Genomic DNA, 12,045 nt, shown 5'->3' with positions numbered 1-12,045 from the left:
CTATTCCTAATTGTTATTTTTTCTAAAAAAGTACTGTAATACGAACTATTCCTAATTGTTGTTTATTGCTAAAATAAATACCGTAATATTAGATAAATATAAAGGGTGGCATTTTATGAAATCAAGAGGAATTACTCGTAAAGCAGATAGCATGGGGCGTATTGTTATTCCAATGGAAATAAGACGGAGTTTAGGAATTGTAGAAAAAGATTCTCTTGAAATGTTTATAGAAGAGGACCAGATTATTTTACGAAAATATCAATCTCCAAGAGCTTGTGCACTTACAGGGGATATTTCAGACAGCAATATTTCGTTAGCGAATGGGAAGATTATTGTAAGTCCAAACGGGATGGAACTGTTAATAAAGAAGTTACAGCAATATCTTTTAAAATAAAGTGAAACTTTAATCAGGGGGAGTTTTGTTCATCCCCACTGATTATTAGTTGAACCAATCGGACTGCCCGGCAAATAGCGGGGTAAAAGGTAAGTAAGAACTTTAAAATAGAATATACTTGAAAAAAATTCCTCTATCAATTTAGGGGTTTTTTTATTGTTATCAATAAAATTGAGGGGCCGTAGTTCGTTCAATGGAATACGAATTACTTCATAAATAGTCTGACTATTTTTTATAAAAAAACTATTCATTTACATTTTTGGTTTCGTGTTATATTTTTAATGTTAACATAGTTGTATTGAAAATTCTGATTTTAAAATTAGGAAAACTTTAGAAAATGAAAGAGATTTTTAAATTAAATTTACCAATTCAATAGAGGTTCGTCGGGGAAATGTACCTAAGAAGAAATCTCTTATAATCCACGTTTTTTATTTGTAAATCGGTAGTTCTAATAGCTCTGACGAAAAGCGAAGGAGCAAAAAAGAAATGGATAGTTTGTTTAATAGAAGATAGGGTATAAAAAATAAAACAACGGAGGTTTTATAATGAATAAAGGAATACTGCAGATTACAGAAATTGAAGAAATTAGCATTCCTAATGTATTGAAGGATAAAATGAAGAATCTGATAGAAAATGAATTGAAAACTCATAATCCTTATACTTGTGATCAAGAAATAGCAGCATATTTTTCAAAAGAGTGGCTTAATTGTTTGATTGACTATTCAAAGAAAAATCCGAATTCAGATATGAAAAACCTACTACATATAATAAAAATAGCGAATTGTGGCGGAAACGTACCACCTACTCTTATTAAAAATACTCCATGTGATCCTATGGAAACACTATTACCTGGGGAAAATCGCAGAGGTTTTAATTATGGCGAAGAAGAACACGATAGAATGAAAAAATATTTTTATGCAGAATGGGTCACATGGCTTTTTGCCACACTTTTTAATTATGATGCTTTAATTCACCCATCCGAACATGCAGGGAAAAATAGATTTCATCTTATTTCACCTTTAAACAACGATGAAGTTTTGCGAAATGTCGGTGCAAGCACCGGTGGCGGGAACTTTTATCAACATAACGATGCCACAGTGTATACAGATATGAAAGACCAATCAGATATTGAAGCAAGATTGAAAACATTCAATACGAATTTAGAAATTGTATCAAATAGACTTAATAAATCCGTGGAACGAATAGTGTCTGAAATTACTTGTGGAAAATTTACTAGAGTTGATGCTCTTTTATTAAAAGGAGTGTTAAATTTAAAAACTCAAACTCATATTGGAACGCCAAAATTACTGCAAAAGCATCTTGAAGAAAATCACTTCAGTAAAGATGACATATTGGCGGTAAGTAAAATGCCTATTGCTCATATCGCAGGAATGGCTGATGGTGAAATATCGGGATTTGTAGGAGAAATAAACCAAATTATATTTTTAGATGATAATGGTGATATTATTGCAACTTGTTTGAATGGAGCGGAAAATAGATTAATTTATGTGGGAGAAAGTGAAGAAGAAAAATTGAAATTTGACATGTTTTTAGAACTCTTACGAACAACGCCTACTTATAAGGTTCCACTTACATCTGAAGATTTATTACTTATACCAAATTCATACTATGGTAAACAAACAAATGTAACTCATGGTAGGGAAAGGTTATCTGAGGAAGAATATAAAATCCCGATTGGAAACAATAAATATGGAAGAAGAATTGTTTGCAGACAATACGTTTCCAGTCGATTACGTGATCAAAAAGAAAGTTACTTTACAGATTTAATTAACTAGTTTAAAGAGAGGAGGGACGATGGGGAGGTTTGGGTTATAATAGCTCAAGCCTCCCCATATTCTTTGTATGGATTTTACTATTGAATTACTTATACTACTATTTTTAGTAGCTGTATTAGCAGGATGGATAGATACGATTGCTGGGGGCGGTGGTATGATAACTATCCCGATAATGTTATTAGTAGGTATGTCTCCTTCTGTAGCGATAGCGACTAATAAACTACAAGGGAGTAGCGGAACCCTCATGGCAACAGTGTTTTTTATTAAGAAGAAAGAAATTAATCTTAAAGAAATGCGTTTGTCCATCTTAATGACCTTTTTGGGATCAGTTTTGGGTGGATGGCTTGTTTTACAGATACGAGCAGAATATTTAATCATGATATTACCTTTTTTACTTATTATTATTGGTCTTTATTTTCTATTATCTCCAAATATAGCAAACGAAGATCGACCGAGAAAAATAAGTATGTTGTTGTTTGCGTTAACAGTGGCTCCATTCCTTGGATTTTATGATGGTTTCTTCGGCCCAGGAACAGGTAGTTTAATTGCTTTAGCATTCATTCTTTTATGTGGATATAGTGCTACGAGAGCAACTGCAAATGCTAAAATCTTGAATTTTACAAGTAATTTCGCTGCTTTGTTATATTTTATTATTTTTGGCCAAATCGATTGGACAATTGGGTTGATTATGATGCTTGGTCAAATTATAGGATCGTATATTGGAGCGAAGATGGTGCTTACAAAAGGGACGTCATTAATACGACCAATAGTGGTTATTGTTTGCTTTGTCATGGCAATTAAAATTTTTTTACAAAATATAAACTAAATGTAATCAATATATTATTTGGATCAAAGTTAGAGTGTTTTCATGTTCTTATTGCAGTATTACGCTGTTTAAGATGTGTTCAAAATTACACAATTTGACTAGTGTAATATATTGCGTTATGCTTTTTTATAGTATAAAAGAAAGGCTTGAAGATAATGATTCGTCGTTTGAGAAAGCTAAAAAATGTAGCAGTCGTAGTAAGCTTCTAAGTAAATAGCAAAATATATAATACTTAGAAGCGAGGAATAAAGTTATGAAGTATCCATTATTTAATCATTGGTCAGAAACAAAGTATATAAAAGATATAGTAACAAATCCACTCATTGAAGTAGGAGAGTACTCCTATTATTCAGGCTATTATAGCCATCAAAATTTTGAAGATGGCTGTGTAAGGTATTTGTGGGGAGATGCTAAGTCTCAAGCACTTTTCAATCCAATTGAACAGATGGGATGGCATCTTGATAAACTCATTATTGGGAATTATGTTTGCATTGCAAGTGGGGTAGTCATTTTAATGGGTGGTAATCATAATCATCACTCAGAATGGATTACAGTATATCCATTCGCTGAGCAAATCAAACAATCATATGAACCAAAGGGCGATACAGTCATAAAAAGTGATGCTTGGATTGGAATGAATGCTATAATAATGCCTGGCGTTACTATTGGTGAAGGGGCAATTGTTGCTGCAGGATCTGTCGTAAGTAAAGATGTTCCGCCGTATACAATAGTTGGTGGAAATCCTGCTAAGGAAATAAAGAAACGATTCACTGATATAGAGATAAATATGTTAATGGAAATGCGTTGGTTTGATTGGGATAGGAAATTGATTGAGAAGGCAATTCCGCTGTTATCTAGTCCATCCATCGAACCATTATTTGCTTTTTATAAAAATGAAGTGAAAAATAAATAAATCAGTTAGAAAAACTACATCCAGTATAGGGTGTAGTTTTTTTATTACAAAAACTAATAGTTTAGACTAAATAAAATTCATCTCTAATATAGGTCTAGCAAATAGCTGAATTGAATAATTAAAATCCTTGATAGCTAATAAAAGAATGTTTTGTTACCAGTGTGTCTTGATATTTAATGGGGACACATTGGTTTTATCCTGTAAAAGCATTTTTAAATAAGAGTGTATTTGTATATTTAGGAGAAATTTCATACAGTATCTATTTGTGTCATTTTCCAATCATGATGGTACTATTTAAACTATTGTATACAAAGATACCTATCTTTTTCCTTCTTACTTTGTGCATTGTAATGACACTACTTTTTCTATAGTTTCATATCATTTAATCGAAAAGAAATGTATCAACTGGGCAAAACAAAGAACAATAAATTTTTTGAAAAAGTATAATTCCTAGATAGATTTTATTTCTTTAGTAAATATATGAATATGACCGATTCCTAAGTATACTTAGGAATCGGTCAATTTTAGATTCTAAATGTAAATATAGTAAAGTGGAATATAATTGAAATCGAAAACCACTTAGAAATAACAATTACGGTGTGAGCTATTGTATAGTATAGATATGGTTAACAATAAAGGGGGAATACATATGTGGAAGCGATTTGTAGCAATTGGCGATAGTTTTACAGAGGGGATAGGGGATGAAGTTGAGGGAATTGCATTAAAAAGCTGGGTAGATCATTTTGTTCAACTGTGTGAAAATGATATAGAATATGCCAATTTTGCAAAGCGTGGGTTAGTAACTAAAGAAATTCAATCGCAGCAATTGGAAAAGGCGCTAACTTTTAATCCAGATTTGGTTAGTCTCATTGCAGGGGCAAACGATGTTTTAAAAGGACGTTGGAATCATGATGCATATAAGAACGATATGGAATTTATGATAGATACATTAAGTAAAGCAGGGGCTGATATTATTATAGCAAACCTTCCAGATTTTACAGTTAGGCTTCCTTTTGCTTCTGAAAAAAAACAAGTAATAAAAGAACAATTATTAGAGGCAAATGAAGTTATACATTCACTGAGCAGAGAGTATAAGCTTCATCATGTTGATTTTTGGAATCATCATTTAGTTAATGACAATACGCTTTGGTCTAAGGATTTAATTCATCCAAACTCAAAAGGATATGTAAAAGTTGCTGAATTAATTTTTAGTAGTTTGCCTGTACAGAAGACAAAATAATAGTTTGCAATGTAACGAATATGATATTAATTGTATGAAGCTATGTTTTTAGTAAATAGAAAGAACTAAACATTTAGCAAACAAAGCGTTTCTACGATATATTTCTACAGTAGTGCACAAATACAGAATCACAAAGAAAGATCACTTATGGAAATAGGTGGTCTTTAAATGTTTTATAACTAAATTAGTATATACTGTATTACTAACAGTTTCGTACTACATAAAAATTAAGTTCTCTTATAGAAAAACTGATTTTATATTATCTTAAAATATAATAAAACGTTCAAAACATATTTTGGGTATGTATCCTAATTGTGAATGATGTGTAATTTTTTGAAGTATAAATATCCAATAAATAAAATAGGTAGTAGGTGCAGAAGTATTAATACTATATTATTCAATTCTTGTTATGAGTACATTAGTGATTGGTAATATTATATTTTTATTATCAACTTTAGTTATTGGGATTAATTTGCATAGAAAATATGTAGGATAAGAAAAAATATACTTTATTGTATATTTTTTTGTTTAGTAGGATTTACGGTCTCTTTAAACTATTATGTTAATAAAATTAAAAACTTAATTCTTGATACCCTTATGGTTAAAGCTATCTATAAAATGAAAATATAAATAAATAATAGTTTGTTATGATTTGTGGATTTGGTTTTTATCCGAATTTTCTGATTCAAATATTTCAACTTTATGAATATAGTAGGTGAAATATTTGTGTGATAGTATTTGAGATAGAAAAAGCCAACTTTAAAAGGATGTGAATTGAATGTGTAAACGACTGTAAAGGGTTATATTAAGGCAACGTTTAGCTGTTATTAGTGTAAGGTAAAGATATATTTTGTAACAGTTGATATAAAAATGAAGAAATAGGTACGCTTTCGTTTGTCTGACTATTTTAAATATATGAAAAATAAGACCGGTTTGAGTTTTGGCGAAGTTAAATTCTAGGTGAGATGTCAATAATGATTAATTAGGTTTAATAAAGAGGTACCTTATACGCAAAAGCGTTTATATTAGTAACCTAAGGAGCTTGCTTTTATGAAAACTACTGATTCAAAAGGCCTATTAGGAAATAGGGTTTATTTACAAGTTTTCTCTGCCTATTCATTGCTTATGCTTGGTGTTTTTATTGATATGTTAGCGATTATGACTATAGTTGGGTTTGAATGGGAAGTAGATCCTACTATGATTGGATTGATTCCTGTTGCATATGCACTTCCTGGAATTATTTTTGGCTCATGGGCAGGTGTTATTGCAGATCGTTTTAGAAAAATTCCAATTATGATGTTCTGTAATCTAATGGTTGGTCTAATAACAATTGCTCTTTTATTTGTACAAGATATCCACTGGCTCTTAGTGGCATTAATGATTCGTTCCATTTTTATTGTTTTCTATTATCCTGCACAGCAAACACTAACAAGACAGATTGTATCCCCGGACTTGCTTACTAAAGCAGTAAGTATCAACGGAATAGTAGAGCAGGGTACCAAGATAGTAGGCCCCCTTATAGGGGGCATGTTGTTGAGCTGGTTTCAACCAGAGTTCTGCCTCATTATAAGAGCTATAAGTTGTTTATTAGCTACCTTAGTTCTCATACCCACAATAAAATTTAAAGAAACTATATCGAAAGAATTTGTTGAACAGCAAAAACAAAGTACTTGGACCGCTTGGGTACAAGGGTGGGGTTATGTGTTATCTAATCGGATAATATTATCAACCATGATTTTCGTTACAATAGCCATGGCGGTATTACAATTAGTAGACTCACAATTCCCAACTTTATTTAAGAGCTTATTCCCACATGATAAAAGTAAAATGGGATATATCATTTCTATTATTGGTCTTGGCGGAATACTTGGTGCATTACTAACTCAGAAATTAAAACAATTTCAATATGGCTGGGTAGTATGTGGAGGTATGGTTTTAATGGGAATTGGTTTTGGGGGGATTGGTTTGATAACGCCCGGTACGGTCTTCGTTTTAGCTTATTTAATTAGTTTTATCGCTGGTATCGGAAGTGGGCTGATGCTTGTATCTAATCAAGTCATTTTACAAATAGAATCCGATCAAGATCAAGTAGGAAGAGTATTTGGTATACAAAGCAGTTTAACAAACGCAGTTCTAATTATTTCTCCTGCTATGAGTGGTCCATTAGTGCATTTGTTTGGAGTAACTCAACTCTATGTTTATGGAGGGATTGGGCTTGTTATTATTGGAGTAATTGGAGTTTCACTGCAGAAATATTTATGGGCTAAACATAAACACGAACCTATAAGAGCAAATAATTTTTGAAGGGAAGATTTTTATGACCAATGAGGAATGCTATCCATTAAGCCATCCGCAGCGAAGAATATGGTATACAGAAGTCGTTCATTCTGATAAAGGAATATGTAATTTAAGATTTTTATTTAAACTTCATCGAAAAATGAATTATTCAAAATTAAACCAAGTTGTGAATCGCGTTATCAGTGAAAATGACGGTCTGTGCATTAGGTTAAAAGAAAATGGGCATCAGGAACCGAAACAATATTTTACTAAACATGAAGAACAAGAATTTGAGTTTTTTGATTTCAGTAATGTGGAGAATACAAATTTGCTTGAGGAATGGATTGAGCAGAAAACAAAAGAAACGTTTACATTATTTAATTCAAATTTATACTATTTCGCTTTAATAAAATTAAACGATAATGAATGTGCAGTCTTTGGAAATGTTCATCATATTATTATGGATGGTTTATCAATTCAAATATTTACTGAGCAGATTGCAAAATATTATTATGACATGCATAACGAGAATGAGGAAGGCGAAATTAAAAATTCATATGTTCAATTTCTGACCAACGAACAAACATACTTGAATAGTAGTCGCTTTCAAAAAGATCAAAAATTTTGGTTAGAGGAATTTAAAACACTGCCATCTGTGACTGGATTGAAGCCTTATAATACGTACCAAGTTAGTACAAAAGCATCACGTGAGACGTTTATATTAACGGAACATTTGAAGAGAAAGATAGAAAAATTTTCTGAAGATTACAAAAATAGTTTATATACTCTTTTTGTTGCTGCTTTTTCGTTGTCCATGTATCGGTGGACCTCATCGCTTGATATTGGTTTAGGAATGGCTTACGGCAACCGTATGACTAAAATGGAACGAAAATTGATTGGAATGATGGTGAGTACAGTTCCTTTAAGAATGGATATTGATCCAGAAGAAGAAGTACTTTCATTTATTAGTAGAGTGTCCAGAAAACAAAGCAAATCATTAAGACACCAGAAATATCCATTTGATTTGTTATTAAAGCAGATTAATAAAGAGAATAACAGTAATGTGAGACTTTTCGGAACTACGATTGATTATAGGGATCGTGATGAAAGTGGTGACTCACTATGGATTCCAAACCGTGAAGAAGTACAAGATTTTGCAGTTCATATTGAAAATCTAATTGATATAGACTCTTTACATGTACATATTGATTATCGTGAGGAGCTATTTTCTAAGGAAGAGATAGAACGATTCTTTAACGTTATGCTAGTGATACTGGAAAAAATTTTTGAAAACCCAAAGCAGAAGGTGGCTGAAATAGAAATCATTTCTGAGGAAGATAAAAGAAAAAGTTTAGTTGAGTTCAACAATCCTAAACTGGATGTCCCACCTCAAGTAACTATTCATGAAATGTTCGAACGGCAAGCGATGATTTATCCAAATGCTATTGCAGTTACGTATGAAAAAGAAAAAATTACTTATAAGGAGCTTAATGAACGTGCAAACCAGTTAGCTCATTATCTGCAGAAAAAGGGAGTAGGACCTGATACTTTAGTTGGACTGTGCGTTGAACGTTCCCTCGAAATGATTGTAGGTATTTTAGGAATTTTGAAGGCTGGTGGGGCTTATGTTCCACTTGATCCAACATATCCAGAGCAGCGACTTCAATATATTTTAGAAGATGCTAGCATTCAGTTATTCGTAACGCAAGAAAGTTTAAAAGAATTGAACTGGTTACCAGAAAATGTTGAGTCGATTTGCCTGGATTGTGATCAAGATGAGATTGGGAAAGAAAGTAAGACTTTGCCGGTTTCTAGTGTCGGTCCCCAAAATCTGGCATATGTGATCTATACTTCGGGATCAACAGGAAATCCAAAAGGTGTTATGATAGAGCATCACAATGTTATACGGTTATTTAAATCGACGGATTGTTTGTATCAGTTTAATGAAAAAGATACTTGGACGCTTTTTCATTCGTATGCATTTGATTTCTCAGTATGGGAAATTTGGGGAGCGTTATTATATGGTGGAAAATTAGTTGTTGTTCCGTACTGGATTAGTCGATCACCTAAGGATTTTTATCAAGTATTGGTGGAGGAAGAAGTCACAGTTCTAAATCAGACACCTTCCGCATTCCGCCAATTAATACGAGTGTGTGAACAAGAAGATAAGAATAAAAATTTGCAGCTGCGTTACGTGATATTTGGCGGAGAAGCGTTAGAACCTATTGGCTTGTTACCGTGGTTTCAAAGGTATGGGGAGAAAAAACCACAGTTAATTAATATGTATGGAATTACAGAAACTACAGTTCATGTTACATATTATCCAATTACTCTAGATGATGTGCAGCATGCTTCAAGAAGTAATATTGGAAAGCGGATTCCCGATTTAGAAGTGTATATACTAGACGCTTATCAACAACCTGTTCCTATAGGTGTTGATGGTGAACTTTATATTGGTGGAGCAGGATTGGCACGTGGATATTTAAATAGACCTGAATTAACAGCAGAGCGTTTTATATCTCATCCATTTAGTAGTAATCCGAAAGCAAGATTATACCGGACAGGAGACTTAGCTAGGTATTTGCCAGATGGGAATCTAGATTATCGTGGAAGAATTGATCATCAGGTTAAAATACGTGGTTTCAGAATTGAGATTGGGGAAATTGAGTCTACTTTACATACATATGCATCTGTAACAGAGGCAGTTGTAATTGTAAGAGAAGATCAGCCGGGCGATAAAAGATTAGTAGCATATGTTGTAGGAGATGGAAATGTAGATGCGTGGAGAGAGTATCTTAAAGCGAAACTACCAAGTTATATGGTTCCTTCGGGATTTGTGGCGATGGAAGCTATTCCACTTACAGCTAACGGTAAAGTTGATCGTGAGGCCTTACCTATGCCAGAGGAAAAGCAGATTAATAGTGAATGTGTTGGCCCTCGGAATAGTAACGAACAGATACTGACTACCATTTGGAAGCGAGTATTAGGTGTTAAAAAGGTGGGAATCTATGATAATTTCTTTGAAATTGGTGGCGACTCGATTCTCAGTATTCAAATCATATCTCAAGCAAGTCAAGTGGGGTTAAAACTTACTCCAAAGCAAATGTTTGAATGCCCAACTATCGCTGAGCTGGCACAAGTGGCTATAGAAACGCAGGGAGTACAAGCGGAGCAGGGAATTGTGATAGGTAATGTGCCTCTTACTCCAATTCAGTGCTGGTTCTTCGAGCAAGAACATCCACATACAGAGCATTGGAATCAATCAATGCTTTTAAGAGTAAAAGAAAGATTGAATGTGAAATTACTAGAGGGAGCGATATTAAATTTACTGAAACATCATGATGCTTTACGTTTCCGGTACGAACAGTTACCAAACGGAACGTGGAGGCAGAGAAATGAAGGGACTGATGAGCTGTCAGTACTCCATGTTGTAAAACGTAATCAAGTTAATGAAAAAGAGTGGAATAAAATAATACAAGAAGAGATGAACATTAATCAAGCTAGTTTCAATTTAGTTACTGGTCCGTTAATGAGAGTAGTGTACTTTGAAGATAACTTGACTGGAAATGATCGAATATTCTGGGTGATTCATCATTTAGTAGTAGATGGAGTGTCATGGAGGATTCTATTGGAAGATTTACAGGTGGTATATAACCAGATGAAACAAGGTCAAGAAGTTCGCTTACCTGCGAAAAGTACATCTTTTAAAGAGTGGTCTGAACGACTCCAGACATACAGTGATTCGGGGATTTCAAAAGAAGTACAAAATTATTGGAATGAACAAGTAGAAAAAGAAACGATGAAAATTCCAATGGACTATCCAATACAAGAAACAACAGAAGAATCGATTGATCAAGTGAAGAGGACTTTAGGAATAGAAGAAACACAAACATTGTTACACGAAGTTCTAGTCACTCATAAGACAAGGATTGATGAGGTACTATTAACGGCATTAGGACAAGCTATCGTTGATTGTATAAATCAGCAAACCGTTTCTATTCATCTAGAAGGACACGGAAGAGAAGAGATGATTGAAGGTATTGATTTATCAAGGACAGTGGGCTGGTTCACGAGTATTTATCCCGTTCATCTCAATTTTCAAGGAACTCAGACACCTATTGAAGGGTTAAAGGCTGTCAAAGAACAATTACGTCGAATTCCAAATCGCGGAGTTGACTATGGTATTTTACGTTACTTGAATAAAGGATTACTTCCGTTTTATCAGCAAAAGCCTTCAATAAGCTTTAACTATTTGGGCCAATTTGATCAGGTGTTTTCAAGGGACTCTTTGTTTATGCAAGAGACAGGATTTACATTTTTAGATCATGCTCCAGATTCCAAACCATCTCATCTAATTGAAGTTATCGGAATGGTGAAAGATGAAAAGTTACATTTTATTTGGATGTATAGTAGGGAACAGTTTTCTAAATTAAAAATTCAAGTGATAGCAGATGGTATGTTAAGGCATCTCCGTCAACTTATAAATAAACCAACAACAGAGTCTGCTTTTACGGTATCAGATTTTGCTGATGCAGAGGATCTTACGGAAGAAAGCTTAAGCAAAGTATTACTTAAATTAACAAAAAAGAGGGTGTAAAA

Annotated in this window: 7 protein-coding genes and 1 pseudogene; all 8 read left to right on the top strand. The window is 33.2% G+C overall.

Features of this window, described 5'->3' with window-relative positions:
- Window positions 1-115 precede the first annotated feature (115 nt).
- A complete protein-coding gene (locus tag IQ781_RS03455) occupies window positions 116-394 on the top strand; it encodes an AbrB/MazE/SpoVT family DNA-binding domain-containing protein (protein ID WP_000842216.1) in 279 nt (92 codons plus the stop codon).
- Between the two features lie 545 nt (window positions 395-939).
- On the top strand, window positions 940-2,190 hold the full coding sequence (locus IQ781_RS03450; protein WP_242808222.1) for a hypothetical protein: 1,251 nt from the start codon (window positions 940-942) through the stop codon (window positions 2,188-2,190).
- Window positions 2,191-2,257: 67 nt separating this feature from the next.
- Window positions 2,258-3,016 carry a TSUP family transporter gene (locus tag IQ781_RS03445; RefSeq protein ID WP_000347994.1) on the top strand — a complete coding sequence of 253 codons (759 nt, stop codon included), beginning with the start codon at window positions 2,258-2,260 and terminating at the stop codon, window positions 3,014-3,016.
- Between the two features lie 253 nt (window positions 3,017-3,269).
- Complete coding sequence (locus IQ781_RS03440; RefSeq protein WP_139846813.1) at window positions 3,270-3,929, top strand: CatB-related O-acetyltransferase; 660 nt, start codon at window positions 3,270-3,272, stop codon at window positions 3,927-3,929.
- Window positions 3,930-4,129: 200 nt separating this feature from the next.
- Window positions 4,130-4,383: pseudogene (locus IQ781_RS03435) on the top strand (acyltransferase family protein); the annotation flags it as partial.
- Window positions 4,384-4,578: 195 nt separating this feature from the next.
- Complete coding sequence (locus tag IQ781_RS03430) at window positions 4,579-5,169, top strand: SGNH/GDSL hydrolase family protein (protein WP_000265880.1); 591 nt, start codon at window positions 4,579-4,581, stop codon at window positions 5,167-5,169.
- Between the two features lie 1,050 nt (window positions 5,170-6,219).
- The gene (locus tag IQ781_RS03425) at window positions 6,220-7,473 is read left to right on the top strand and encodes an MFS transporter (protein ID WP_000858621.1); all 1,254 of its coding nucleotides are present in this window, start codon (window positions 6,220-6,222) and stop codon (window positions 7,471-7,473) included.
- Window positions 7,474-7,486: 13 nt separating this feature from the next.
- A complete protein-coding gene (locus IQ781_RS03420; RefSeq protein ID WP_000180445.1) occupies window positions 7,487-12,043 on the top strand; it encodes a non-ribosomal peptide synthetase in 4,557 nt (1,518 codons plus the stop codon).
- Window positions 12,044-12,045: the final 2 nt, after the last annotated feature.

It is taken from the genome of Bacillus sp. N447-1, assembly GCF_022701035.1.
Lineage (GTDB): Bacteria > Bacillota > Bacilli > Bacillales > Bacillaceae_G > Bacillus_A > Bacillus_A cereus.
The sequence above is the reverse complement of the archived record's forward strand: the minus strand, read 5'-3'. Positions and strand labels throughout refer to the sequence as shown.